This is a genomic window from Paenibacillus sp. GQ49, from assembly GCF_059759055.1.
In genome coordinates, this window is the sequence record NZ_JCAXEL010000004.1 from 384,318 (window position 1) to 409,565 (window position 25,248).

At 46.2% G+C, this 25,248-nt stretch carries 23 protein-coding genes; 12 read left to right on the top strand and 11 right to left on the bottom strand.

Translation table 11 applies throughout. The features are described from left to right. Window positions 1-33 precede the first annotated feature (33 nt). Window positions 34-771: a hypothetical protein gene (locus tag AC6CIF_RS11030; protein WP_498199623.1), complete on the bottom strand. Its 738-nt coding sequence runs from the start codon at window positions 769-771 to the stop codon at window positions 34-36. Between the two features lie 220 nt (window positions 772-991). On the opposite strand from AC6CIF_RS11030, the gene AC6CIF_RS11035 reads away from it, so the two are divergent. Both AC6CIF_RS11035 and AC6CIF_RS11040 read left to right on the top strand, forming a co-directional pair. Then, the gene (locus tag AC6CIF_RS11035; protein ID WP_498199625.1) at window positions 992-1,939 is read left to right on the top strand and encodes a hypothetical protein; all 948 of its coding nucleotides are present in this window, start codon (window positions 992-994) and stop codon (window positions 1,937-1,939) included. Between the two features lie 54 nt (window positions 1,940-1,993). Then, window positions 1,994-2,236 carry an NHLP leader peptide family RiPP precursor gene (locus tag AC6CIF_RS11040; protein ID WP_091015589.1) on the top strand — a complete coding sequence of 81 codons (243 nt, stop codon included), beginning with the start codon at window positions 1,994-1,996 and terminating at the stop codon, window positions 2,234-2,236. Between the two features lie 75 nt (window positions 2,237-2,311). Here AC6CIF_RS11040 and AC6CIF_RS11045 read toward each other — a convergent pair whose 3' ends face one another. Further along, window positions 2,312-4,210 (bottom strand): ATP-binding protein, encoded by a 1,899-nt coding sequence (locus tag AC6CIF_RS11045; protein WP_498199626.1) that lies wholly within the window; start codon window positions 4,208-4,210, stop codon window positions 2,312-2,314. A gap of 153 nt (window positions 4,211-4,363) precedes the next feature. After that, the gene (locus AC6CIF_RS11050; RefSeq protein ID WP_017690238.1) at window positions 4,364-4,645 is read right to left on the bottom strand and encodes a hypothetical protein; all 282 of its coding nucleotides are present in this window, start codon (window positions 4,643-4,645) and stop codon (window positions 4,364-4,366) included. A gap of 145 nt (window positions 4,646-4,790) precedes the next feature. Here AC6CIF_RS11050 and AC6CIF_RS11055 point away from each other — a divergent pair, with 145 nt between their 5' ends. The 3 genes from AC6CIF_RS11055 to AC6CIF_RS11065 all read left to right on the top strand — a co-directional run bounded on the left by AC6CIF_RS11055 (window position 4,791) and on the right by AC6CIF_RS11065 (window position 5,677). Beyond that, window positions 4,791-4,952 (top strand): hypothetical protein, encoded by a 162-nt coding sequence (locus AC6CIF_RS11055; RefSeq protein WP_017690239.1) that lies wholly within the window; start codon window positions 4,791-4,793, stop codon window positions 4,950-4,952. 122 nt (window positions 4,953-5,074) lie between these two features. Continuing rightward, window positions 5,075-5,446, top strand: coding sequence for a hypothetical protein (locus AC6CIF_RS11060; RefSeq protein ID WP_036611534.1), 372 nt, complete (start codon window positions 5,075-5,077; stop codon window positions 5,444-5,446). Window positions 5,447-5,485: 39 nt separating this feature from the next. Then, window positions 5,486-5,677 (top strand): hypothetical protein, encoded by a 192-nt coding sequence (locus AC6CIF_RS11065; RefSeq protein WP_133386647.1) that lies wholly within the window; start codon window positions 5,486-5,488, stop codon window positions 5,675-5,677. 102 nt (window positions 5,678-5,779) lie between these two features. Here AC6CIF_RS11065 and AC6CIF_RS11070 read toward each other — a convergent pair whose 3' ends face one another. Beyond that, a complete protein-coding gene (locus AC6CIF_RS11070) occupies window positions 5,780-6,994 on the bottom strand; it encodes an MFS transporter (protein ID WP_498199629.1) in 1,215 nt (404 codons plus the stop codon). A 255-nt stretch (window positions 6,995-7,249) separates the two neighbouring features. Here AC6CIF_RS11070 and AC6CIF_RS11075 point away from each other — a divergent pair, with 255 nt between their 5' ends. The 3 genes from AC6CIF_RS11075 (at window position 7,250) to AC6CIF_RS11085 (ending at window position 9,644) form a co-directional block, all read left to right on the top strand. Beyond that, window positions 7,250-7,897, top strand: a complete 648-nt coding sequence (locus tag AC6CIF_RS11075) for a peptidylprolyl isomerase (RefSeq protein WP_498199630.1) — start codon at window positions 7,250-7,252, stop codon at window positions 7,895-7,897. 483 nt (window positions 7,898-8,380) lie between these two features. Further along, window positions 8,381-8,644: a YqkE family protein gene (locus tag AC6CIF_RS11080; protein ID WP_498199632.1), complete on the top strand. Its 264-nt coding sequence runs from the start codon at window positions 8,381-8,383 to the stop codon at window positions 8,642-8,644. 205 nt (window positions 8,645-8,849) lie between these two features. Beyond that, window positions 8,850-9,644 carry an SDR family oxidoreductase gene (locus AC6CIF_RS11085; protein ID WP_498199634.1) on the top strand — a complete coding sequence of 265 codons (795 nt, stop codon included), beginning with the start codon at window positions 8,850-8,852 and terminating at the stop codon, window positions 9,642-9,644. A 129-nt stretch (window positions 9,645-9,773) separates the two neighbouring features. On the opposite strand, the gene AC6CIF_RS11090 is transcribed toward AC6CIF_RS11085, so the two are convergent. Then, window positions 9,774-10,535, bottom strand: a complete 762-nt coding sequence (locus tag AC6CIF_RS11090; RefSeq protein WP_353882132.1) for a YwaF family protein — start codon at window positions 10,533-10,535, stop codon at window positions 9,774-9,776. Window positions 10,536-10,991: 456 nt separating this feature from the next. Here AC6CIF_RS11090 and AC6CIF_RS11095 point away from each other — a divergent pair, with 456 nt between their 5' ends. Beyond that, entirely contained in the window at window positions 10,992-11,966 is a 975-nt protein-coding gene (locus tag AC6CIF_RS11095; RefSeq protein WP_498199635.1) for a ring-cleaving dioxygenase, read from the top strand. An 82-nt stretch (window positions 11,967-12,048) separates the two neighbouring features. On the opposite strand, the gene AC6CIF_RS11100 is transcribed toward AC6CIF_RS11095, so the two are convergent. From AC6CIF_RS11100 to AC6CIF_RS11110, 3 genes are all read right to left on the bottom strand, one after another. Beyond that, window positions 12,049-12,756, bottom strand: a complete 708-nt coding sequence (locus AC6CIF_RS11100) for a stalk domain-containing protein (protein WP_498199636.1) — start codon at window positions 12,754-12,756, stop codon at window positions 12,049-12,051. A gap of 268 nt (window positions 12,757-13,024) precedes the next feature. Beyond that, complete coding sequence (locus tag AC6CIF_RS11105) at window positions 13,025-13,870, bottom strand: hypothetical protein (RefSeq protein WP_498199638.1); 846 nt, start codon at window positions 13,868-13,870, stop codon at window positions 13,025-13,027. A gap of 198 nt (window positions 13,871-14,068) precedes the next feature. Next, window positions 14,069-15,346 carry a methyl-accepting chemotaxis protein gene (locus AC6CIF_RS11110; RefSeq protein WP_498199640.1) on the bottom strand — a complete coding sequence of 426 codons (1,278 nt, stop codon included), beginning with the start codon at window positions 15,344-15,346 and terminating at the stop codon, window positions 14,069-14,071. Between the two features lie 334 nt (window positions 15,347-15,680). On the opposite strand from AC6CIF_RS11110, the gene AC6CIF_RS11115 reads away from it, so the two are divergent. After that, complete coding sequence (locus AC6CIF_RS11115; RefSeq protein WP_237176684.1) at window positions 15,681-17,114, top strand: aspartate ammonia-lyase; 1,434 nt, start codon at window positions 15,681-15,683, stop codon at window positions 17,112-17,114. 120 nt (window positions 17,115-17,234) lie between these two features. On the opposite strand, the gene rpoN is transcribed toward AC6CIF_RS11115, so the two are convergent. Continuing rightward, a complete protein-coding gene (gene rpoN / locus AC6CIF_RS11120) occupies window positions 17,235-18,539 on the bottom strand; it encodes an RNA polymerase factor sigma-54 (RefSeq protein ID WP_498199641.1) in 1,305 nt (434 codons plus the stop codon). Between the two features lie 129 nt (window positions 18,540-18,668). Continuing rightward, window positions 18,669-20,216 carry an L-glutamate gamma-semialdehyde dehydrogenase gene (gene pruA / locus AC6CIF_RS11125; protein ID WP_498199642.1) on the bottom strand — a complete coding sequence of 516 codons (1,548 nt, stop codon included), beginning with the start codon at window positions 20,214-20,216 and terminating at the stop codon, window positions 18,669-18,671. A gap of 345 nt (window positions 20,217-20,561) precedes the next feature. Here pruA and AC6CIF_RS11130 point away from each other — a divergent pair, with 345 nt between their 5' ends. Then, window positions 20,562-21,485, top strand: coding sequence for a proline dehydrogenase family protein (locus AC6CIF_RS11130; protein WP_498199643.1), 924 nt, complete (start codon window positions 20,562-20,564; stop codon window positions 21,483-21,485). Between the two features lie 226 nt (window positions 21,486-21,711). Here AC6CIF_RS11130 and AC6CIF_RS11135 read toward each other — a convergent pair whose 3' ends face one another. Continuing rightward, the gene (locus tag AC6CIF_RS11135; protein ID WP_498199644.1) at window positions 21,712-23,040 is read right to left on the bottom strand and encodes a hypothetical protein; all 1,329 of its coding nucleotides are present in this window, start codon (window positions 23,038-23,040) and stop codon (window positions 21,712-21,714) included. Between the two features lie 453 nt (window positions 23,041-23,493). Between AC6CIF_RS11135 and AC6CIF_RS11140 the strand changes: the two genes are divergently transcribed. Further along, window positions 23,494-25,209 (top strand): sigma-54 interaction domain-containing protein, encoded by a 1,716-nt coding sequence (locus AC6CIF_RS11140; protein WP_498199645.1) that lies wholly within the window; start codon window positions 23,494-23,496, stop codon window positions 25,207-25,209. Window positions 25,210-25,248 lie beyond the last annotated feature (39 nt).

Consider the following 25,248-nt stretch of genomic DNA (forward strand, 5'->3'; position numbering starts at 1 on the left):
AAGAAGAGCGTCCCCTCACGAAGACGCTCTTCTTTATTTCACTTCGCTCGAAGTTGATCGTCCAGGAACAGGTTCCTGGGGACCCGGGGCTGGATGCACGTTGCCCTTCTGATTCACAAATCTCTTCAGATCACCCGTTAATTGTTCCTTCAGCTTGTCCACCAGCTGCGTTTCGCTAATGCCTTTTGCTTGAGCAATCTCAGCCAGAGATTTCCCTCCCTGAAGCTGCTCGTGAAGTTGAGCAGGGGTGACTCCAATAAACCGGGCAATTTCGCCCTTATCTACCATGGAACGTTTGCCATGGTGGGCAAATTCACGCCGCAAATCACGCAGCGGTGTATTAATGACCTTTTTCAACTTGGTATCCATGTCTGCCTTCGTGGCTGCAGCTTGTTCCTTGGTGAGACAACCTTCTTCCACAGCTTGATCCAAACGCTGTGCCAGTGTAGGCTTCAACTTCTGCAATAACTGCTCCTCACTAAGTCCCTTACGCTCTTTCGCAATCTGGGACAAAGTTTTGCCAAGTTCCATCTGTTCTTTCAGATCCCGAAGTCCAATCCCAAGCAAGTCTGCCGTCTCACCAATCATGAACAGACCGTGTCCTGCCTGCATGCATGGCTTCGCTGGTTTGCCGGAGGAAGAAGCTTTTGACGCATCGTCATGTTCCTCAGCCCGAACGGTTGAATTAGCGAATGCTACATGTCCTGTTGCTGCTGTTATAACTACGGCTGCCAATCCGGCTGCCATCCATGTTTTCCATTTCAAATTCATTTTTCTGCCGCCTTTCCGATGTCGAAATCCTGTGCCTTCCTAGTTTGAGCCTAAAATCCACTTTTTTATGCCATAAAATACAAAAAGTCATCATTTTTCTCACAATTGATCACAAAAAATCCTATTTTTTTCAGTTTATTTCCGCTATACTGAATGTAACTTCATGATCTAGTCGAACAGTCCTGGATTACCTTAGTCGCAGGAAGGACGAGATGTAACAATGCGGAAAGATTGGTTAGATCCGTTTAGATCCGATCTGGAGGTCGTGTTTGCTTCAGCGGAACAACTCGTACGGGAATATCCCGAACCCTTATCAGGACATGCATTAGAGCAGCTTCGTTCGGTTAATCCGCTGTTACGAGATTCGGGACACAGCTACATCGGGTACATCATTCCACTTTGGATGCAACACTCAGATAAACTACCCCAAGAGAAAGCACACCAATTAAGTACAGCCTGTCTCATTCACATGTTATATTTTCTGAATCAGGACGACGTGATGGATGAACAACCGGAGAATGCCACATTGAAGTTATCCCTGGGTAATCTATATTACATGGATGCACTTCAATCTTACGCGGTATTATTCAATCCTTCCTCCACGTTCTGGGTCTATTTCAGACAATATGTAGTGGATTGGGCCGTGAGTGTTACGGGTGAGCACTCCATTGATTATTTCCAACAGAATCCCTTGTTGATTGCGCAAAAGGCTGCCCCTCTCCTCATTGGAGCTACTGGTGCACTGCTTCTGCTGAATCAGTCCGACCGGATCATCCCGGTGTGTTCTACCATCAACATCACACTTATGACACTCCAGATGACCGATGACTTCACAGACACACAACAAGATGCTGTGCATGGAAACTACAACAGCTACCTCTCCCACATATCCGCAGCACTGAATCACAACTATCCAGTTCATCCTCTAAGGGACCGTATACATGACAATGTATACAATACACAACTCATGAACTCTTACGTAGACATTGCTTATCACTATAATCGTACATTAACATCGTCTAACTTAGGAATATCGCATCTTGAGGCGTTTAATTCTTATTTATGCAGCACTTTAGTACAAGCTGTTCAGGACATTACACAACGGAAGAAACAGCTCCTCCAAGGCGGGTTTCATCACTGGATTAGCGAGCAACAATTGGGATTCTAAGCATAAGGACTAAGCTGATTCAGTTTAATTTTAAATATGAAGGGAATGTTGACGATGATGGTATCAGAGAAAACGTTGCATGAGGATATTATTGAAAAGGCTTGGACTGACGAGCACTTCAGACAACAATTGCACTCCAATCCGAAGCAGGCGCTTCGTGAAGCGTTCGGCATCGTAATCCCGGAGCACATTCAGGTGCGTACCGTTGAGGAGCAGCAAAATGACTATGTGCTTGTCATACCTCCCAACCCTTCCAAAGTAAATTATGATGTGAATTGCGGACCTTGGAGAAGTTAAACCGGGTTAGTTATTGGTAATGTAAGAAATTAGGGGTAGGAACAAAAAAAGCCGCTGTATCCTTCTGTGAGTTCGTCAATCGACGAACTCGGCAAAAGATACAACCGCTTCTGTTCCTACCCCTTTGGTGCTTGTAAAGCTGATCTGTCCTTGCATCGCTTCAACAATTCGGAATGTCACCATCATGCCCAGGCCTGTGCCTTTGATTTTATTGGAGAAATAAGGCTCGCCCAACCGGGAGAGTGCTTCCTCGTCCATTCCTTCTCCGTTATCCCTGACATGCACCTTAATCATTCCATCCTGCTTGTACGCCCAGATATCAATCTGGCCTTGTCCCTGCAGAGCTTCAATACTATTCTTGATAATATTGATAAAAGCCTGCTTAAACTTCGAGGAATTCCCCCGAATATATAGATCTGGCGGAATGTCAGTGGTGATTTTACCACCTTCCAGATTAGCCATCGGTACAAGAATGCCTTCAATATGATTGAATTCATCCGAGATATTGAGCGAGATAATATGGTCAAACTCAGGTTTGGCAAAGGTAAGAAAATCCGTTATGATGCCCGAAGCCCGATCAAGTTCTTCCAGTGCAATTCGCACATACCCCTTATTTTTGTTGTCTTCCTGTTCTGTCATCAGCTGCAGGAAGCCTCTTGTCACCTGAAGTGGATTACGTACTTCATGGGCAACGGAAGCAGCCAGTTCGCTAATAATCTCCATCTTTTCGGATCGCTGCAACTCATTGTTGAACAGCTCGAGTTCCTTGGAATACTCTAGAACTTTAGTATGTTTTTCGGCAAAACGACTTCCGAGAATGGCAATCAACGAGATCACAAATGCAACCATGGACCATTTCCACCATAACAGATGATACGTCCCACTCCGCTGATAATACCACAACAGTTCAGCCACACTGATCAAGGCAAATGTACCAAATCCTGTCGCAAGCAGCATAGCTTCCCGATTTCGTTGCAGCGCTTTGGCGATGGTACCAACCAACAGGATTGTCAGCAGAATGACCAACACAATGCCAACCACACGCTGTACGAGCAGATTGTAGAGGATCTCCCATTGCCCACCTGAAGTAACATAGATACATAGAGAGAACACAGCGATAACTGAATATATGAATAGTATTTTTCGCAGTTTGGTGAAGATTCCATGCAGTCCTGGCCCGATAATCTGTTCAAAAAAATAACATAGCGCTGGCATACCCAGCAGCATCGCCAGATCAAAGACTACGGAATACAGGTCACCATATACCTGATAGAACGTATACAAAAATTGCGAGTACGTGATGATCATCGTGCCGATGGAACCCATCACGATGCATAGCGAGATCCATAATCCCTTATGGAATTTGCCAAGGAAGAATGTACAACTCAGCATCGTAATCGCTGTGAACACAAAGGTCGCGCCCAAAATTACATCAATAAGTCCGTTATGAATATATTTCTCCTGTAACGCGGCATAAGGTCCAACCTGAACAGTACCTTGTATCCCCAGACGGCCTTTTTCATTTTGCGACCATACATAGAGCGTGTCACCTGAATTTTCGCTGGATAAGGGCAGCAACACAGCATTATTATCATAATTGTAATGGTAGTTCTCGTAGACCTTGCGGTCTTCCAGATAAACAACAATATGATTGCCTTTAATGTTCTCAAATCGAATGGCTGAACTTTCCTCACTCAACTCAGGAATGGTCAGGCGAGTCCATAAAGAATTCGAGCGATCCGTATTGCTATACTCTAACTTATCGCTGCCCTGCTTTTCCCATATCTCGTCTGCTCCCTTAACCTCACTGATGAACCCTTGATCGTCAACGTTCCCCCATTTTACTTCCCATCCTGTAATGGATACAGGTTGCTGAACCGCTCCTGTAGTTGCAAAGACTACCCCATGTGGCATGCCTAGAATAATCAATACACTCATCCATAAGATGACGATAGCTTTGGGCACATTTTTCATTCACAGCACCTCAAAGTTCTAATTTTCCCTATCTTAGATTCTCTCATTTATCATTCGCCACCGTTTGTCACGTCACCTTCTTGAGATAAAATGAAATTTCACATTTAAGTCGATTTATAGTCTTATTTCCATTTTATTGTTAAAGTTACCCGATTAATCACGCAAGTCTTCGAACTGGTTCACTATCATTTCCCGTTCTTTCTGTTCAACTTGACTGCGAAATTCAAGCCACTGCTCTGTCTCCTCATCATCATAGATGGTCCATATGTCTGAGAAAAGGAAATCCCGTAACTGTACAACTTGCCCGGACCATATACCGCCTACCCAAAACAAACCATCCGGACGACGGATGACGGTACGGGAGAACCCGGGTGTGGACGCCTTTTGTCCGATACGGATGCGTGTGATCATATTGCCCAGTGTGAACCAGTCCACATGAAATTCCTCCCTTACATATTCAAGCTTCATCATAACATAGGCAAAACAGGAAAAGCTGTAAAAACGGTGGCTGCGATTCAATCCTTTGTTCCGGGTGTAATGGTTTCTCAAAGCAAACAAACACGCTAAGGAGATGATTACAATGAATGAGCCACATCGTACGGTTGAGGTGGAACATAAGGATGTTCAGCATAAATCGGATTCAAGTATGGTCGCTTCCACATTTATTAAATATGCCGCATATATCATTATCTTTTTCGGATTCTTATACTTCTTGGTTAAATATGTATTCCCCAAATTCTAAGGCATTCATATCGTAGTGAACACCCGGAGATAATAACCTGTGCAAGATTACAACACTAGCGCTTTGGGTAACTACGGGGTAAGAAGCATTTGGGCAACCGACAACGAAAGGAAGTGTTACTCATGTCTGACAAACCAATTAGTAACGAAGAGAGCGACCGCTATTATGACCGTTATCAGAGGTCCCGCGATATTCCGCCAGAGACGGAAGTCCCGGAAGGCGATATGGATACCTTTGATGAAGTTTCCGGCAGACGGATTGTAACGGAAGATTCGGATCTGGCACCCGTAGCCGCAACTGCTGTGGACGAGCCGGAATTGGATTCACGTTTGGCTGAGACACCGCTTGAATCTGTACCGGATGCAGATCTTCTGCAACCGAACAGTCCGGTTGATCCTGCTGCACCCGATCCGGATGCGCTGCATGGTACCGATCTGCTTAATGGTGCTGGTGCGGATGCCAAACCGGAGAACGACATTCCACCACGCCATTAACGGCTGTTATGACATCCTGAATGAGGAGGTGCATACACGATGAAGGAAGATCGCCAAAAGAAGGTGCATGAACCGGATAATCTCGTGACCGAACGGGATATTGACCCGGATTTCGGACTGTTCACTGAGGACTCCTTCCCCGAAGCACTTGAGGATGAGGACCAACGTGATGCGGTCGAGCATGCCATTCCCAAAGAGAAGGCTTCTCGTAAGCCCTCTTCAGAAGACTAACTTATATAGATCCGTAGTAGACTTAAAAAAGATGACGTCTGTAATTTCACAGCGTCATCTTTTTTGTTACCTGTAAGTTCACTTACTCTTAGTGATTCAGCATCATCGCTTAGCGGAAACCTTACTTGTCACGGGCAGCTTGTGATCCAATCCTGACCACTTGGCTACAATCGCAGTGATGATCAATGCCGCTCCATTAATAATAAATATCCAGCGTATCGGCAGCCAGCCACCGAGAACCCCACCAATGATCGGTCCCGCCATCGTCCCGATCTGGGCAGCGGACTGATTCAGACTAAAGGCCCTTCCCCTGAAACTTGATGCGGTAGCCTGCACAATCATGGCGTTAATCGCCGGAAATACAGCCGCAAAGAATAAACCATACACAAATCTTAAAATGCCGAATGCGATATAACCTGTTGTAAAGAACTGCAGAAGATTCCCTACAGCCCCACCAACCAGTCCAATGATCAGCACTTTACCGTATCCAATCCTTGAACCAATCTTGCCCCACCGCGGCGCCATAATAACTGTTGCTACCCCCACCGCTGAGAAAATAATACCCGAGCTGAGCGAGGCACGATCCGGCTGAACGCCCATCTCCATCACATAGACCGTCAATAGTGGCTCCAGAATCATGACAGAGAATGTACATATGCCCATCATGCCAAGCACCGTCATAAACAAACGATTTGCTCTCGCTTCACGAATGTCATCCATGACGTGGGAACGAGCTTTGTTCCGGTTGAAGTTCTCTTCTTTTACCCAGAAGGTTGCGATGATTGCTGAGACTAACACAACAATAGCCGAAAACAAAAATGCATTCCGGTTGCCATAATAATGACTCACCACGCCACCAATTAACGGTCCGATAATACCACCAGTGGCTCCTGCAGTGGACATAATACCAAGTGCATAACCAGTCTTCTCTTCAGGTGTATTCGTGCCTACCAGGGCAATCGCTGCTGGAACAAACCCTGCAAGCAGACCCTGAAACAATCGAACAACAATCAGCGAATATGGGTCCTGCACAAAATAATTGATTAAATACAAGACGGCAAGGCTGTATCCCGACCGGATCAGCATCGGCTTGCGTCCGTATTTATCAGCCAGTGATCCCCAGAACGGAGACACGAGTGCACTCGCCAGAAACGTAATGCCAAATGCCAGTCCTGACCATAACTCCAGGTGATCACGAACCCCCAAGTCAGCACTTAGAAACAGGGGCAGAAATGGAATCGAGATCGAATAGGCGGTGCTGCAAAAAAATACACCAATCCACAATATGACCAGATTGCGCTTCCACGAGAAGTTCATATACCCGCACGCCCTTTCCGTTACTGACGCCGGGACTGCCGTGTATTGGAGCGGACGGAACAGACCCGTACGTCCCGATGCGGAAGCATTTTCCTTATTTTACACCCATCATTCCACGAAGGCCATCCCTTGTTCACCACAAACACATGTATTACATTGCCATCCTGTCCACAAAAACGGTATGATAGTTGGGTAAATATCCAAATATGATTTGGAGAAAATATATAATGCAGAGATGCAAGGAGGAACGTTTTCATGTCTTTACGGTGGAAAAAAAATACAGTGGTCTCGCTGGTAATCGCGATGCTGCTTATCGTCCTTAGTGGTTGTGGACGCCCTTCGAGTGGCGCTACAGAAACACCAGCTCCAGTTGAACCAACGGGCCCTAATCCAGTAGCTACTATTGAAATGGCAGATGGACAGAAGATCGTCATTGAGCTATATCCGGAAATTGCACCCAATACTGTGAATAATTTTATTTCACTAGCGAATCAGGGTTTCTATGATGGCACAATCTTTCACCGCGTTATTCCAGGTTTCATGATTCAGGGAGGAGATCCAGACGGTAATGGTCGAGGTGGCCCAGGGTATGCCATTAAGGGTGAATTTACATCCAACGGTCACAAAAACCACCTGAATCATACCCGCGGAGTCATTTCCATGGCACGCGGAGATAATTTGGATTCGGCTGGTTCTCAGTTCTTCATCATGTTAGCTGACGCGGATCATTTGGATAATGCTTATGCTTCCTTCGGTAAAGTAACCGAAGGTATGGAAGTTGTTGATAGTATTGCTGCTCAGGAAATAGGTCAAGGTGACAAACCGGTTACGGATCAAGTTATGAAAAAAGTTACGGTAGATACCCACGGTCTGGAGTATCCAGAACCGGTAAAAATGCCTTAATGAACTTCCTTTCCAAACGGATAATAATCCATGGTTATGACTTGAAAGGAACTCTAAACAAACAAAAGCTCTGTCCTGTGCGTATCTCGCAAGGCAGAGCTTTATTTATTGATTTTAATGATAACGGTTACATATATGACTTTATAAAAAATGACCTCTTCCGGCATCATCCTCAATACATCCATCCCATCAAACGTAACCAGCCGATAATCGCAATCCATAACGGGCAGCTAAAGGCAACGCCCCATGCAAGCCCTTTCAGTAAACCACGGTTTACTTCCACGAACAACGACTCCTTTCTCCAGGGAATAGTCGCAGTATCGGTAATAGTATATGATTTTATACCCGTTTTCATTCGTCACGCAACCCTCGTTTTCCTGCTTTTGTTCCGCAGATTCATGGAATGCTTTACGGGAACCTGATATACTATGACTACTGTACGATAAATGGAGCCTGATTCATGTTTGGAAAGGAGATTTTCCTATGGCAAAATCCAAAAAACGCACTCCTGCTCCCAAAGCAGCAGTAGCACAGGATAAACCCACAACACTGAAAGATCTACTGAGCAGTGATGTGCTGGAGAAGCTGAAAGCTCAGGCGGATGAAGCCAAGGCTGCCGAAGCGACTCTTAAAGAGCAAGAACGTCAGCAAGCAGAAGAAGCTCGCCAAGCGGAGCAGAAGCGCCGGGATAACGACTTCGAATATTTGCTCAATAACAGCGCTATGGACTGGAAGAAACATAAGTAAAGCAAGGCATGACCTAAGGGTGTCTCCTATCACACATGCCAAAATAATATTACAGCAGACGATCATGAAGATGATCTGCTCACAGAACAGGGCCGCATTGCGGTCCTGTTCTTTTTGATATAGACACATATGATTCACGCATCTTGAGCCGGGTATGTTAGAAGTAGAGCGTACAACGATAATCTAACTCTTGGAGGGATCAGAGATGACAGAACAACGTTTGGAAGGCAAAATCGCGATTGTAACCGGAGGTGGATCCGGTATTGGTCAAGCTACCGCTATTAGTTTCGCCGAGCATGGAGCCAAAGTGTACATGCTGGATCGCACACCCGAAAATGCGGAGGAAACAAAACAGACGATTGAAAAGGCTGGCGGAGAAGCGTATGTGATCGAATGTGATATCTCCAAACCGGATAATGTGCAGAAGGCGATCAATCAGGCTGCGGCTGAAGCGGGTAAACTGGATATCATATTTGCAAATGCAGGCATTAACGGAACAATGGCCCCGATTGAAACGATGGAAATTGAGGACTGGGACCAGACGATGGAGATCAATATGCGCGGAACCTTCGCAACCGTCAAATATGCCATCCCCCATCTGAAAGAACATGGCGGCAGCATCATTATTACCAGTTCCATCAACGGTAACCGGGTCTTCTCAGGGATCGGTTTCTCTGCATACGCTTCCAGCAAAGCAGGACAAACTGCGTTTACGAAAATGGCCGCACTGGAGCTGGCTCGTTATAAGATCCGTGTTAACGCTGTCTGCCCAGGAGCCATCGATACCAACATTGATGATAACACCTACCCGTCCGATGATCTGAAAGAAGTACAGATTCCTGTTGAATTCCCTGAAGGTCATGAACATCCGCTCAAAGGCGAACCTGGAACGTCGAAGCAAGTGGCAAACCTCGTTCTGTTCCTCGCTTCCGATGAAGCCTCTCATGTTACAGGTACACGAATCTATGTGGATGGTGCGGAATCTCTGCTCCGTGGATAAAAATATAAAGATAAGTTGGCCCTATTCAGGTACAACGCCCAAACATCCCGTAAGCGATCTGATCTGGTCAGATTGCTGCGGGATGTTTTAGTTTATAATGCGGCCCAGGCGCAACTACTAGGATTATCCCTATACCGCGGAGCTTTTACCTTTTTTCACACGATGCTTCAACCGATCTGGAATGGCAAAGAGCAAAATGTACATTAGCGAGAACAAAACTAGCGCAAGTATCTCTTCCCCAAGGATGTACATGGGATACGGACCTAACATATCAAGCACCGAGGGTGTACTCGGCTTGTGTCTCAAAAACATATAATTCGCGTCAAGCATGACATCTACAACGTATACGATTAATGCTGCCACATTCACAAATATCATCGAACCTGCTACAGATCTCCAGCTAGGTCGCAGCTGTTCCACCCAGGTCATGTAGAGTAAAGCCAGAATGATGCAGGCATGAGCAACGAAAAATTGAATGAATCGAAAATGTGCATAACCATAACCCAGATTAGGCGTCAGGATCGCCATAAGGGCTCCAGCAATACCTGCAAACAGCAGTGCAGAATGTAACAGTCGACTGCGTGTTAACAGTAACAACGCCGATAATAGCAGAGACAGACTGCATAGTTCGAGTGGCAGTGACGTTCGCAGGCTCCATATCCCTCCATACACATACCAGAGCTGCAGCACGATTTCGGAGGCAAACATGATACAGGCCAGAACAATCCGCAGTATGCGGCGTGCCCTCTCTGACCATGATCGAAGATGGTGTCGAAGCAAAAACATCAGTACAATCAATGCTGTAATTACGCTAATTGAAACGATATGTGAACGGGAGAACAGGATAAACGGCTCTGCATCATACGGGTCCAGCCATGGTGGATACGCCATGCATCTCTTCTCTCCTTTACAAGGATCTCACCAACATTATCTCTCTTTAATGTTAACTTTTTCATTTTGCCATTGAATGAAAGTGCTGTCCAGTTGGAATTCTAAATAAGCATTGTAATTTAAATATCTTTATGTTAAGATAATTCCAGAACCAAAACAAACGAAAAGTTAGTAACTTTCTTAACCGAAATAAAATATAAAGTACTTAACAAATGTTCAACTGAACTTTTACACGATAACGGAGAGGACAGAAATAATCTGAAGAAGCAGAGCTTAAAGCTTTCTGAAAGAAAGCTGCATCGGAAGCATATGCTTCGCCTTTATCCCCGGATTTCCCCTTTCAAAAAAGGAGTCAAAAAATCTGGGGATAACAGCGATCGGAAGGTTGTTCTGTCATCGAAGTGCCAGTGTAAATAATCCTTTGTTGAACGTATAACCTAACTAGGAGGAATTATTATGCAAATCAAAGGACTTCATCACGTATCAGCTCTAACAGCACATGCCGATCAGAACTATCATTTCTATACCAACATCATGGGTTTGCGCCTCATAAAAAAAACGGTCAACCAAGACGACGTGTCCGTCTACCATCTCTTCTATGGCGATGAGAAAGGTAATCCAGGTACCGAACTTACCTTCTTCGAGATTCCGATGGCCGGACAGACTCGTGAAGGGGTGAACAGCATATCTGGCACGTCACTGCGCGTTCCAAGTGATGCGGCACTTACTTACTGGCAGCAACGTTTTGACGAATTCGAAGTCCCACATGGAGAGATTGTTGAACGGGGTGGTCGTGCCACGCTCTCGTTCACAGACTTTGAAGGACAACGTCTGATTCTGGTCTCGGATGAAAATAATACAGGTGTCACTGGTGGTAAACCATGGAATCAGAGCCCTGTGCCTGCCGAATATGGCATTGTAGGCCTAGGCCCTATCCATCTTACAGTAAAAGATGCTTCCCTTACCGCTCCGGTTCTTACCGAACTGCTCGGTTTCAGAGCTAAAGGAAGTTACCCTGCCTTTACTCCAGGTCAACCTGATGTACTCGTTTTTGAATCCGGCGAAGGTGGCAGCGGCTCCGAGGTCCATGTTGAGGAACGGAATGACCTTGTCCAAGAGCGTCCTGGACGTGGCAGCGTACACCATGTTGCGTTCCGTGTGGATAATGAGGAAGAACTGAAACAATGGGTGGAACGGGTTCGTAACTTCCAATTCCCTAACTCAGGGTTTGTAGATCGCTTCTACTTCCGCTCCCTGTATTTCCGTGAAGCAAACGGTATTCTGTTCGAACTTGCAACCGATGGTCCGGGATTTGATACAGACGAAGAATTGGAGCATCTGGGTGAATCACTTGCCTTGCCTCCATTCCTTGAAGGTCGCCGCGCCGAGATTGAAGCCAATCTCAAACCGCTGGATACCGTGATTCGTTAAACATTAAAAACGATTATCACCATGTGTGTTATGGACTTGATCCAGCAACACCATTGTTGATAATCGTTTTTTTACGTCTATTTTATTTAACCAAATACGATGTTGTAAGAGGTACAAATAGCGATGAACCTGGATCTTCTGAAACAATCTCAACAAACACAGCTTCAGTGCCCGATACATCCACGTCAAGGCTAACCAATCCGCTTCCCGGTGATATACTCAACTTTTTGAGAAGCGTATTGTCCTGGTTAATTACCTGTATCTCCTGATTCCCTTGAAGAGCGGCCAGTTCCAGATGCAGGGAAGAATACTTTTTGCCCGTCATGATCTGGAAGTCGTCTCCTTGCTTCACGGAATCTGTATGCAGATATACATCTTTATAATCCTTGCCTTTGTAAGTAGTCTCCGCAGGATCTTTGGTATGCCATGCGGTAGATCCCAACACCGTTGTTCCCAGTGTACTTAATGTTACTTTATCGTTGGTTACTGGCCCGGTTTCATTTTTGCCACCAATCAGGACGGATGAAGTTGCACTGTCATAAGTGATCTCTGTCCCAAGCAAGGATCCCACAGCACGCACAGGCAAATAAGTCGTTCCGTTGTAAGTGATAGGCAACACTGTTTTACCATTGGCATCTTTGGCTGTCACCGTGGCACCATTCATTTTTAGCGTAATCTTGCTGTTCAGATAGGCTTTAATCTGTTCCAGTCCTGTTGCTGCGAGTGCACCTGTTCCGATTCCAAGCGTTAATGTGCCTACCATCAAACCCAGTACAACCTTTTTCTTCATCAAAATCCCTCCTGAATGTTAAAATGATTTGTCCTTTATACATTTAAACGACTAAAGTGATAAAGTCAATTGTTTCCTGCATTTTTAGTGCACAGTGCCTATTTCCGGGCAGCACAAAACGAGGCTGTATGTCCCAATTTTTTTCAGCCTCGCCCTGTTTCCCACTGTCCGTATACGGAGTAAGGAAGATATTATTGTCAGATGTTCACTTAACTCCACACTCGAGAACTTTCAATTCCCGCTATATTACGATATCAACATGACGCCATTAATCAAAAGTTTCATAATATTCTTCTTCATACACTTCCATACTGTACTTCAAATCTACAGCCTTCCACTCACCATCTTGATACTCATAAGTGAATGTCAGATCACCGGCATATAAAGCCGCACCGTAAGATGCTGCTGCTGATACGACAAGCTGGCCATCTTCTACACTGTAATAGGTTACTCTACCGAATCCCAACTCTTCGTTATATACGCCGCCACTCGTATCTTCCTCGATCCGTAAAGGTTCTGCTTGAACGCCATCAACGGTGACATCAACATCCACGCGGTCTGATCTAACCGTAACTTTTGACTTCACATGCTGTTTCGCAATCTCATCCAGAGATTGCATCTTCATCTCTTCCAGCGTTACCGGATTAATGATACGTGCTTGTCCCAAATAAATACCTGTTCCATGACCTTCCGTGTACAGAACAATAATTTCTTTCTGGCCGTCTCCATTCAGATCCAGCTCGTGCACTTCGGGTTTGTAAGACCCACCTTCTCCCTGCCACTCACTAAATTCTCGCGTTTTGCCGTCCACTTCCAAAATCATTCCGTTATATATATAACCTGAACCCTCAACTTTCATAGGATATAATCTGACTTTCTCATTCTCTGGAGCTACCGAAACGTATTCCTCTTTCACGGGAATGGATTCCTGTGTTGTCTTCGCTGTGTCATGCATTTTATCTATATTGGAAGCCTCGACCACTGCGGTCTGGCTGGATTGATCATCTATGTTAAGCTGTTTTTGCGATTCATTCATGGTTCTGGCAGCCGAAGTTGTACTAATCGTAGCTACCGCCAAAATAATCATCAGCAGGATACCTGTCCAAGTTTTCAATATACTGGGCTCCTTTATCTGTTGTGATAATCCTATTATATCTTCATTTATCGCCTGCAAGTTGCGAATTTGTTAATCTTTCATAAAATAATCTTTACAAATTTTCGTTTTCACGAAAGAACGTTCGGTTTTAACCAGAATAAGCAAATTCTCATGCCAAAACTGTTCTCCAAAAACAAAAAAAATTCCGAACACAGCTTAAGGCTGCATCCGGAATGCTTTGGTTTTGTCCAATAACCGATCGGTTAATTGTCTCAGTTCTTCAGCCGAGGATGAAATCTCCTCCATGATGGCTGTCTCTTCGTGTGCGGCATCCATAATTCGTCTCGCCTCATCTGAGAACGATCCGGCTTTCCCCTGGATTTTCTTCACATGACCGTGCGTTTGCTCCACGCGACCGGTCTGTTCTGCAATCTTGGAGCCGATATCATGCGCACCCTTCATAAATACTTCCACTGTGCCTGTCAGTTCATGCAATGTCTGATCCACAGAGACGGTCCGCTCCGATTCATTAACCACGAGACCATGCTGCTCATGAGACAGTTGGGCTGTCTCCCTGATCCGCTCTTGCACACGACTAATCAGCTCATTAATACGGTGTACCGATTCCTTACTTTCGTCTGCCAGCTTGCGGATCTGCTGCGCCACGACTGCAAAACCAGAACCCTCTTCTCCAGCTCGTGCAGCCTCAATTGAAGCATTCAGGGCAAGTAACCCTGTTTCCTCAGCAATGTTTTTGACAGAATGGGTAATTACCTCGATATCGGAAGCTTCCTTCTCCAGCAACAACATAATGTCGCGGGAACGATTGTGCGACTCGGCCAGCTCGTCCATCCCTTTCATCAACGATGAGAAAGTCTGTTTGGTATGATCCACCGATCGTTCCATCTGACCGGACATCTCTGTCATGTCCATGGACTGGCTATGCATACGCTGGAAATCGTTCAGCATCTCATCCGCAGTGATCAGAGATTGATGGGAAGTGACCTTCTGCTCTTCTACGCCTACCGCAATATGATCCACTGCATCCGACATCATCTCGATCTGTTCGGCAGCCTGGGTAATCGCTTCACTCAGAGACTGTGCGTTCTGTGAAGTCGTTCTTGTGCTGTCTGCAATATCATTTACAATGCTTCGAAGGTTAGAAACCATTGCGCGAAAAGCATCATATAATACGGTAAGTTCATCCTGCGTGCGTCGCTGCGGAATTTCGGTTGTCAGATCACCCGCTGACACCTGCTGTGCAGCCCGGGACAGGTGAACGATTGGACGAGTCAGCCAGCGTGAGGCAAACCAACCCAAAATCCCGTTCCAGCATACTCCCATGATCAGGATAATCGATATGTACACCCAATTCGGAATATCTAATGTAATCCAGTCTTTGACAAAAAATATAAAAATGCCGCTAGTTCCGTAGGTAATAATCGAAATCAGTACCAGACCTGCGACAGTCTTTGCTCCTAAAGTCCATTTCATGTGCACACCCCGTAGTCCTTTTTTCCTATTTTACCAATCAAGTACCAAATTTCATGTGATATACATCACTGAAAACGTTCTATCCCCCCCTTACTTGCCGTTCATGCATGACTTCTCTACCATAAAGCGCATAATGTATAAGACAAGCTTGGCCACTCCTCCCTTTCTTAAAAATTGAATAATATCCCATTTAATATCCCTAATTTTATTTATTATCGGCACAAGAGGCCAAATGATTTAGATTGGCATCCATTTTGCTTAAATGATATACTGAGTGCGCTTCAGCAACGCTGGAGCCGAACTATTTTTATTGATGCCACTGGAGGCGAACGAGATGTCTACTATGTCCACACGGACGGAGAAAGATTTTATCGGTGAAAAAGAAATCCCGGCTTATGCCTATTACGGAATTCAGACGGTACGGGCCGTGGAAAACTTCCCGATTACCGGCGTTCCGGTACACCGGGAGCTGATCACGGCTCTGGCTGCGGTGAAGAAGGCAGCAGCGATTACCAACATGGAGTTGAAGATGCTGCCGAGCAAGATTGGCGATGTAATCGTCATGGCGGCTGAAGAAATGATGAAAGGCCATCATTTGGATCATTTTATTGTAGACTCCATTCAGGGCGGTGCAGGCACCTCCATGAATATGAATATGAACGAAATTTTGGCCAACCGCGGGCTGGAACTGTTAACGAAAAGCAAGGGAGACTACTTCCATTGCAATCCAAATAATCATGTGAACATGTCCCAGTCTACCAATGACGTGGTACCTACAGCGCTGCGCATTGCGGCGTACCAACTGTCGGAGACGTTACTCGCTACCATGAGAAGACTACAGGATGCGTTCCGTAAAAAAGAAGTGGAATTCAACGATGTGGTCAAGGTTGGCCGTACCCATCTTCAGGATGCCGTACCTATTCGCCTTGGACAAGAATTCGGAGCTTATGCCCGCGTAATCGGACGGGATATTGAGCGTCTTGAATTCGCCAATCGCCGCTTGCTTACCATTAACATGGGTGCAACTGCCGTAGGTACAGGACTCAATGCCAAACCCGAATACATCGTCAAGGTTACAGAGCACCTGTCTGATGTTACCGGACTTCCACTACAAACAGCTGAGGATCTCGTGGATGCAACGCAGAACACAGATGCCTATCTGGAACTTTCAGCGGCGCTGAAGGTATGTGCGGTTAGCCTTTCCAAAATCTGTAATGATATTCGCATGATGGCTTCAGGTCCGCGTGCAGGATTCAATGAATTGCGCTTGCCACCACGTCAGCCAGGTTCGTCCATTATGCCGGGCAAAGTTAACCCCGTTATGGCGGAAGTCATTAACCAGGTATCCTTCCAGGTGATGGGGAACGACCATACAATCTGTATGGCGTGTGAAGCCGGTCAATTCGAGCTGAATGTCATGGGCCCAGTTATTGCGTTTAACTTGCTGCAATCGCTGAAAATTATGAATAACGGCATTGATGTTTTCACGCGTTATGCAGTTGAAGAGATGGAAGCTAACCGTGAGCGCTGCGAATTAATCATGAACCAAAGTTTCAGTGTGGTTACGGCGTTGAACCCGCATTTAGGTTATAATGTAGCAGCTTCCATCGTGAAGGAAGCGCTCAAGACTGGACTTTCCTTGCAAGAGATTATTCTGGAACGCGGATTGCTCACACCGGAAGAACTGGAAGAGATTCTTCATCCGGAACAGATGACTACACCAGGGATTGCCGGAGAACACTTCCTGCGTAATATGGAACGTTTGTAGGTAATCAGGAAAACTGGTACAGCAACCCATACACGAATGATTAACAAGAACCCCCGCAGACCGTTCATCCGGTTTGCGGGGGTTCTTGTATTCAGAGATGATAAGACGCCACCTACTCAATTAAGCCCACCGTTTACGCTCAAGGGAAGGCAGAATCTGAAGTTCCTCCCTGTACTTGGCAACCGTTCTGCGGGAGATGACAATCCCCTCCTCCGCGAGCAATGTGGCCAAATGACTATCCGAGTATGGACGCTGAGCCTGTTCCGTGCGAATGATTTCTTTTAATCTACGTTTCACCGCTGATGCTGATGTTTTATCCCCTGACGTTGTACTGATTCCCGAGTCAAAAAAAGCCCTGATTTCATATACACCATGCGGGGTCTCAATGTATTTACCGTTCACCGCACGACTAACCGTTGATTCATGCATGCCAATCTTCTCTGCAATAACAGCCAGATTAAGCGGTTTTAGCGCGGATAGGCCTTTGACCAAAAAATGCTTCTGCTCTTCCATCACTGCCGTCAGCACACGTACTAAAGTTCTACGCCGCAAGTGTACACTCCGAATGATAGCCCTCGCCTCTGCCACCCGGGTAGACCAGATTGCGTCCGGAGCCTCTTCCCTGATCCAGCGGAAGCACGCTTCATTCATCGATACACGAGGGTTACCTGCTGCATGCAAACTATAATGGACCTCACCGTTACGCAATCCAACAATGGCATCCGGAATAATGTAATGTGGCCGTTCTGTACATCCGATGGATCGACAGGGCTTGGGATCGAGACGTGTAATATAGTCATAGGCAGTCTGAGCTTCCTGCGAAGTCATGCCTAATCGACTCCCTGTTCTACCTGGGTGAAAAGGAACCAGTGCTTCCAATCCGGCTTCCACCATCCGCTCCGCATTCAGCGCGGCTGATGGATCACGTCTAATCTGGAGCAACAGACATTCTTGCAGATTCCGCGCCCCCACACCAGCAGGGTCCAGCGATTGGAGAAGCTCCAGTCCCGCTGCAATCTTGCTCATCGGAAGCTCAAGTGTTGCTTGCACCTCTGCCAGTTCAAACGTCAGATAACCATCGTCATTAACGCACCCTGCCAAATATACGGCCATATTTTCCAATTCGTCTGAAATTGTCATCACTCGAATTTGCGTAATCAGCAATTGTTCCAGAGTAGGTTCGGCACCTTTGGCCTGAAGCAGCGGATCATAGGAATCATACCTGCGCTGATCCATTCGCCGCGGAATCCGGGCGAGGGGCGCGGCTTGTTCTTCCAGTTCGAGTACTGGATTTTCCTCCGCCGCTTCCAGCAAGTAACGGGTCAGATCCTGGCCAGACATGGTTAGCAAATGAAAGGATTGTTTCATCTCCGGCGTGATGGACAGCCGAATACGTTGTTCCTGTACCAACTGAACACCTAACATCCGTTTCCCTCCTTATGCCTTCGGCAATAAGCATCTGTGTTTCTTATACGAACAAAAGGATTTGCAGGGATAATAGCATACTATTCAAGTGAATGTAAGAAGTTTTTAGTCGGATCATGGGTTTCTGTCTTAGTATTTCTCCGATACCAGCTTTGCCTGTGTAAACAGCAGCAGATAGTCTCTTCCACCTGCCTTGGAATCCGTGCCTGACATGTTAAATCCGCCAAATGGATGTGTGCCTACCAGTGCTCCGGTACATTTCCGGTTGAAATACAGATTACCCGCAAAGTACTCGCGTCTTGCCTGTTCCAGATGTTCACGATTACGTGAGATTACCGCGCCGGTCAGGCCATAGTCGGTATTATTGGCGATATCCAATGCATCCTGAAAGGAGTCTGCTTTGATGAATGCAAGCACAGGTCCAAAAATCTCATCTTGAGCAATCCGGGCTTTTGGGTCCACATCCGCAATTATGGTTGGTTCAATGAAATAACCTTCAACGTTCCCTGTACCGCCGCCGTGCACAAGACGCCCCTCCCCCTTGCCAATTTCAATATATTCCGTGATCTTTGCATATGCCTTGTCATCGATAACCGGTCCAACCTGACTGCCAACTTCAAGCGGACTACCCATCGTCAGTTTCTGTGTCCGTTCAATCACTTTTTGCAATACTTCATCATATACATCCTTATGAATAATGGCACGGGAACACGCCGAACATTTCTGTCCTGAGAAACCAAATGCCGAAGCGGTAATGGACTCTGCCGCGAGTTCCAGATCACTGTCACTGTCTACAACGATAGAATCCTTGCCGCCCATTTCTGCAATAACCCGTTTGATCCACTTTTGACCTGGAGCTGTTCGTGCCGCACGTTCATTAATTCGCAGTCCTACATCTCTGGAACCGGTGAAGCTGATAAACCGGGTAAGCGCATGATCCACGAGATAATCACCCACTTCACTGCCTGGTCCTGGTAAAAAGTTCACGACGCCATCCGGCAGGCCAACTTCTGCAAGCAGCTCCATAAACTTCGCGGCAATCACCGGAGTTGTGCTGGCGGGCTTTAATACCACCGTGTTGCCGGAGACCAGTGCAGCAGAGGTCATGCCTGCCATAATCGCCAGTGGGAAGTTCCAAGGTGGAATGACAACACCTACGCCCAGCGGTATATAACTCAGTTCATTATCTTCCCCTGCAATTCGCACAAGGGGCTGTGATTCACTCAGTCGCTGCATATCCCGTGCATAAAATTCCATAAAATCAATGGCTTCCGCTGTATCCGCATCGGCTTCAGGCCAAGTCTTGCCGGCTTCATAGACCATCCATGCGGAGAACTCATGCTTGCGACGGCGCATAATGGCAGCTGCTTTGTATAGATAACGAGCCCGTTCATTCGGGTCCGTATGTTTCCATGTGTGGAATGTCTCCGCCGCTGTCTGAATGGCCTTTTCGGCCAATTCCTGATCTGCCTGATGGATCGTTCCGACAACTTGATTCTTGGCTGCGGGGTTCACGGAAGTTAACGTGCGGCTGCTTGTTATTTTTTGCCCACCAATAATAATCGGGTATTCCTGCCCAAGTTCAGCTTCTACCTGACGAAGTGCGTCTTCAAATGCTTCCTGGTTCGCCTGGACCGCAAAGGGTGTGAATGGTTCGTTAACAAAAGGGATATTCATCAATGATTCCTCCTTCAGGATGTGGGATTCGCTGGCTGCTCGCCTGAATTATTTTGCATGTTACTCATCACCAAATATATGTAGCAAAATCCGTGCCAACTCCGGTTGGAACTGAAATATTTTTCTCGTTAAATTCAACTACTGAAAATCACACGGGCCACTCCGATGACAGAATAACCTTTCGATCACTGTTATCCCCAGATTTTTTTGATTCCTTTTTATAGAGGGAAAATCCGGGGATAAAGGCGAGCGCGATAATTTTCATGAAAAATAGTAGACCATCGCCAAATCTGGCACGTTTCTTGCTTGAATTAAGGATGCACAATGCTGAAGGAGGAAACAAAAATGAGTGTGGGAACGGAAATATATCGCAAAACCTTATTAACCGTGGCAGGCAACAAAGCTGTAGAAAACCTGTCCATTAGATATGGTAAGAAGCTGGCAGGCAAATTTATTGCAGGAAACACCTTGGAAGAAGCTCTCGAAGAGATCCACATACTCAATAATAAAGGCATTATGGCTACGCTCGATCATCTTGGCGAAGGCATCACCCGACTGAGCGAAGCGGCATTGTACAGGGATGAGTATGTACGACTGGTAGAAGGCATTGCACGTGAAGGGGCAGACTCCAACGTCTCGCTGAAACCGACACAAATGGGCCTCGCACTTGACCCGGAAGAGGGTTATCGAAATATCCGTACCGTTGCCACACAAGCCAAATTGCATGATCTATTTGTCCGAATTGATATGGAGGATAGTCCATTTACTCAAGCAACGCTGGATATTGTTCGAAGATTGCACTCGGAAGGACTGAACAATACAGGCACAGTATTGCAAGCCTACCTGCATCGCACCGAAGAAGATACACGTGATATGATTCGGGAAGGCATTCGGCTTCGGCTGGTTAAAGGTGCTTACAAAGAACCCGGATCAGTCGCCTATCAGAATACTTCTGAAGTCATTCATCAATTCAAAACGATGATTCGTAATCACCTCGATCAGGGTGTGTACACTGCGGTTGCCTCGCATGATGATCACATCATTAACTGGACGAAACAATACGCCAAGGATCGGGGGATCTCGACGGATGCCTTTGAATTTCAGATGTTATATGGTCTGCGCATGAGCGAACAGGAACGTCTCGCCAAAGAAGGTTATCGCATTCGCTGTTACGTTCCTTATGGCACCATGTGGTATCCGTACTATACCCGCCGTTTGGCCGAAAAACCGGCTAATCTCTGGATGGTCGTTAAGAATATGTTCCGATAGTTATTCTCCAGCTGGATCAATATATATGAAAAAAGACAAAAGAAAACCATGTTGCCTCTTTTTTTCTGGGCACATGGTTTTTTCAGTACGAACACCTTACCAGAGCATCCAACATTCCTTTTCTCCGGTTCTTCTCTTAATGTCTAAAAAATTAGCATCCCCAATTTTAAATGTCTATTTATCTGGACACACTCATTTATTAATCAAAATTACAAGCTCGAAAAGTTTAACTGCTTAACTGTTGAATAAGAATAGAAGCATTAGCATTGGTCTGTGTTCCACCTGCTAGTGTTTGCAGATCAACAGCGGATGCACTGGAATGATTCCGCAATGTCAGCACATCACCGGGAGCAGCCGTAATAATGACCATGCCTGGATTCGGTTGAGTCCCAGCTCCTGAACCATAGACACTGCCACCTACAGGGGCTCCGTTTTGATAAAGGGTGAATTGGTTTGCCTGCACACCTGCAACGTTGAAAAATACCGCATAGTCCCCAGCATTACCAATAATAATCGCAGCGGTATTGAGTGTGTGAGTAATACCGGTAAGATTTGCGTTGCTGTCGAAGATTACATCCGCTTCAATAGCTACAGTTTGAGCTGAAGTATTAAAAATATAGGCGTACGAGGACAACCCTTGCCCTGCTGTACCGGTTGCTCCAGTGACACCTGTTGTTCCGGTGGCCCCGGTGCTTCCCGTTGCTCCCGTAACGCCCGTGGCTCCTGTCACTCCAGTGGCCCCGGTGCTTCCCGTTACTCCCGTAATACCCGTGGCTCCTGTTACTCCAGTGGCCCCGGTACTTCCCGTTGCTCCCGTAACGCCCGTGGCTCCTGTTACTCCAGTGGCCCCGGTACTTCCCGTTGCTCCCGTAATGCCCGTCGCTCCTGTCACTCCAGTAGCTCCGGTGCTTCCCGTTACTCCCGTAACGCCTGTGGCTCCTGTCACTCCAGTAGCTCCGGTGCCTCCCGTTACTCCCGTAACGCCTGTGGCTCCTGTCACTCCAGTGGCCCCGGTACTTCCCGTTGCTCCCGTAATGCCCGTCGCTCCTGTCACTCCAGTAGCTCCGGTGCTTCCCGTTACTCCCGTAACGCCTGTGGCTCCTGTCACTCCAGTAGCTCCGGTGCCTCCCGTTACTCCCGTAAACCCTGTGACGCCCGTGGCTCCTGTGGCTCCAGTTACACCCGTTGTGCTCAGCGTTTCTCCCAACAACTCCTGGGATACCAATCGGTGAGCCGCGACTAATTCGCCTTCGCCATCTTTACCCCATACGGATATTTGTGCTTCTGGAGCAGCCGTGTCTGAGGTTGAAAATACAAACTCAAAAGCATCAAAATTCCCATTATAAACTTTGGTTATGACCTGATTAGGTGATACATTGAGCAGTTCTTCTACATATAACGTCCTAACCCCATTAAGATAATAGCCCAAAAGAAGTACGGTGAACACATCTGTTGCGTTCCGGTTATCGATTTTGACCGTAACGGATTGAGTCGGTCGGATCCCTGTTATCCCTGAAATATTATTCTCAATGGGCCCAGTTGATAGAATGGCCATTTCATCACCCTCCTTTGGTTCTTTTTCATGCGGATTGCCTTCATATAGCATTATTCAGAAGTTTCATAATGGTGTGGACAATTCATGTTCTATATGAATAATCACTTCAACTGACCGTGTAACAGATTTAAAAATAACAGTTCTATCAGATAACTCAAATGTCATTTTTAATAACTCAACCCTCACCTAAATCACTGAATGGACAGTTCAAATTAACATTAATTCCTTAAAATATTATTTAAAAGGAAATATCAGAAATGAAAATTCAACATTCATCTCTTCTGTGCGGATAACATGTATGCTTCATGTCAAAAAATATATACACACTACAACTGGAAAGTTATAATATGGGTAGCCATCATTCTCCAGTCATTTCATTTGCAGATCACTTGTAAGTAACTCATGTAAAAGAAGCCGTTTCCGAAAAGTTATGCTCTAACTGAGGTGATATCGATGAAACATTTACTTCCAGAATTAATGTCTTTATTGCGTACGGATATGGATGTTCTGGATACAGGCCTCCCCACACTTACCATTCCGTCATCAACATCGTTGGTAGATGCCTTCTCCTTATTCGACACATCTTCTTATCTATTCATTCAGGATGATGGACCCCTATTGGGATATATCGCCGTATCCGATGTTTTGCATGCCATGATGCATGCGCATCGCTTAATAGAAGCTTATTTTGAGACCACACTGGAGACAGCGGGTTCAGCTCTGACATTAATTAATGAAGACGCCAAGGTGGCCTACTGGACAACTGGCGCGGAGCATGTTTTTTCGATCAGCAAAAAAGACATCATTGGACAACCCGCAGCGGACTTTTTCCCCCCAGATCGGCTACAGTCTCTCAAGACGTTATATACCGGCGAAACGGTCTATCGCAAACAGCATCAGCCACGGCCCGACCTGTTCGCCCTGATTAATGCTCGTCCTGTCCAACTGGATGGACATATTGTGGGTGCAGTTGCTGCCGAAGTGGATATAACAACCGAAATCCGATTGCATCAAGAACTATTACATATGACTTCCAAAGTCCAGCATCTGGAGAAAGCCGTTGCTCGGCTAAGGCCCGAATTAGATCCATTCGCCAGAATCAAGGGCAGTAGCACGGTCATCAAGCAGTGCATGGAGACCATTCGCAAGATCAGTACCACCTCAGCAACCGTCCTTATCCTCGGAGAGAGCGGCACAGGCAAGGAGTTATTCGCCAAAGCCATTCATGATCTTCGTGAATTGCAGACTGCACCGTTCATCGCTATTAACTGTGGGGCAATTCCTGCTTCATTGTTTGAAAGTGAATTATTCGGTTATGAGAAAGGTGCGTTCTCTGGCGCGGATCCCAAAGGCAAAAAGGGCAAGATTGAGCTTGCCGAAGGGGGTACTCTTTTTCTGGATGAGATCGGTGAGATGCCATTGGAATTGCAAGTGAAGCTTCTTCGGGTGTTGCAGGAGAAGAGTTACTTTCCTGTGGGGGGAACACGCATGAAACAGGCCGACTGCCGGATTATCGCTGCGACCAATCAGAATCTACAGGGTATGATTGCCCGCAATCAATTCCGGGAAGATCTCTACTATCGGCTGAATGTCATTAACCTTGTCATCCCTCCTTTACGCATGCGCAAGGAAGATATATATGAATTAACCCAGACGTTCCTTCAAGAATTCTCATTGCTCTATAACCGTCATATTGAGTTGCTTCCACCTGAAGTGTTTAAGTTACTGTTCCAATATGATTGGCCAGGCAATGTACGTGAATTACGAAATGTGATAGAACGCCTGACGATTCTGACGACAGACGGTGAGGTGAAGCAGGAATACCTGCCGGATACCCTTACCTCCCTCACCATGCAAGAACAGTCCGAAGTTCAATTGACATCCGGAATTTATTCACATGCCAATAACGAAAATCAACAACGTCAGGATTTGGCGGGAGCAGAACCAGAACAAGAACCTCGAACGGTTGCAAATGCGGACGAATTAGATCATTCAGATGATTCCGAACTTGTCTCCAACGTTACCTACCAGCAAAAATTGGATACTTATGAGGCTCAACTTCTAATTCAATATCTGAAAGCAGCAGGTGGCAACAAACGAACACTCGCCAAGCAACTTGGCATCTCAAGGGCAACGCTCTATAATCGCATGAAGAGGCTTGGTCTATGACCAGCCTCTTCTTGTCGTTATTATCGGTATGATGAACGA

What these genes read in the sequence shown, in the direction of transcription:
- AC6CIF_RS11140 (WP_498199645.1), top strand. Translation starts at nt 23,494, where the DNA reads ATGAAACATTTACTTCCAGAATTAATGTCTTTATTGCGTACGGATATG.
- AC6CIF_RS11045 (WP_498199626.1), bottom strand. Translation starts at nt 4,210, where the DNA reads ATGAAAAATGTGCCCAAAGCTATCGTCATCTTATGGATGAGTGTATTG.
- AC6CIF_RS11040 (WP_091015589.1), top strand. Translation starts at nt 1,994, where the DNA reads ATGATGGTATCAGAGAAAACGTTGCATGAGGATATTATTGAAAAGGCT.
- AC6CIF_RS11030 (WP_498199623.1), bottom strand. Translation starts at nt 771, where the DNA reads ATGAATTTGAAATGGAAAACATGGATGGCAGCCGGATTGGCAGCCGTA.
- AC6CIF_RS11085 (WP_498199634.1), top strand. Translation starts at nt 8,850, where the DNA reads ATGACAGAACAACGTTTGGAAGGCAAAATCGCGATTGTAACCGGAGGT.
- AC6CIF_RS11055 (WP_017690239.1), top strand. Translation starts at nt 4,791, where the DNA reads ATGAATGAGCCACATCGTACGGTTGAGGTGGAACATAAGGATGTTCAG.
- AC6CIF_RS11070 (WP_498199629.1), bottom strand. Translation starts at nt 6,994, where the DNA reads ATGAACTTCTCGTGGAAGCGCAATCTGGTCATATTGTGGATTGGTGTA.
- AC6CIF_RS11115 (WP_237176684.1), top strand. Translation starts at nt 15,681, where the DNA reads ATGTCTACTATGTCCACACGGACGGAGAAAGATTTTATCGGTGAAAAA.
- AC6CIF_RS11065 (WP_133386647.1), top strand. Translation starts at nt 5,486, where the DNA reads ATGAAGGAAGATCGCCAAAAGAAGGTGCATGAACCGGATAATCTCGTG.
- pruA (WP_498199642.1), bottom strand. Translation starts at nt 20,216, where the DNA reads ATGAATATCCCTTTTGTTAACGAACCATTCACACCCTTTGCGGTCCAG.
- AC6CIF_RS11130 (WP_498199643.1), top strand. Translation starts at nt 20,562, where the DNA reads ATGAGTGTGGGAACGGAAATATATCGCAAAACCTTATTAACCGTGGCA.
- AC6CIF_RS11100 (WP_498199636.1), bottom strand. Translation starts at nt 12,756, where the DNA reads ATGAAGAAAAAGGTTGTACTGGGTTTGATGGTAGGCACATTAACGCTT.
- AC6CIF_RS11080 (WP_498199632.1), top strand. Translation starts at nt 8,381, where the DNA reads ATGGCAAAATCCAAAAAACGCACTCCTGCTCCCAAAGCAGCAGTAGCA.
- AC6CIF_RS11135 (WP_498199644.1), bottom strand. Translation starts at nt 23,040, where the DNA reads ATGGCCATTCTATCAACTGGGCCCATTGAGAATAATATTTCAGGGATA.
- AC6CIF_RS11035 (WP_498199625.1), top strand. Translation starts at nt 992, where the DNA reads ATGCGGAAAGATTGGTTAGATCCGTTTAGATCCGATCTGGAGGTCGTG.
- rpoN (WP_498199641.1), bottom strand. Translation starts at nt 18,539, where the DNA reads ATGTTAGGTGTTCAGTTGGTACAGGAACAACGTATTCGGCTGTCCATC.
- AC6CIF_RS11110 (WP_498199640.1), bottom strand. Translation starts at nt 15,346, where the DNA reads ATGAAATGGACTTTAGGAGCAAAGACTGTCGCAGGTCTGGTACTGATT.
- AC6CIF_RS11075 (WP_498199630.1), top strand. Translation starts at nt 7,250, where the DNA reads ATGTCTTTACGGTGGAAAAAAAATACAGTGGTCTCGCTGGTAATCGCG.
- AC6CIF_RS11060 (WP_036611534.1), top strand. Translation starts at nt 5,075, where the DNA reads ATGTCTGACAAACCAATTAGTAACGAAGAGAGCGACCGCTATTATGAC.
- AC6CIF_RS11095 (WP_498199635.1), top strand. Translation starts at nt 10,992, where the DNA reads ATGCAAATCAAAGGACTTCATCACGTATCAGCTCTAACAGCACATGCC.
- AC6CIF_RS11090 (WP_353882132.1), bottom strand. Translation starts at nt 10,535, where the DNA reads ATGGCGTATCCACCATGGCTGGACCCGTATGATGCAGAGCCGTTTATC.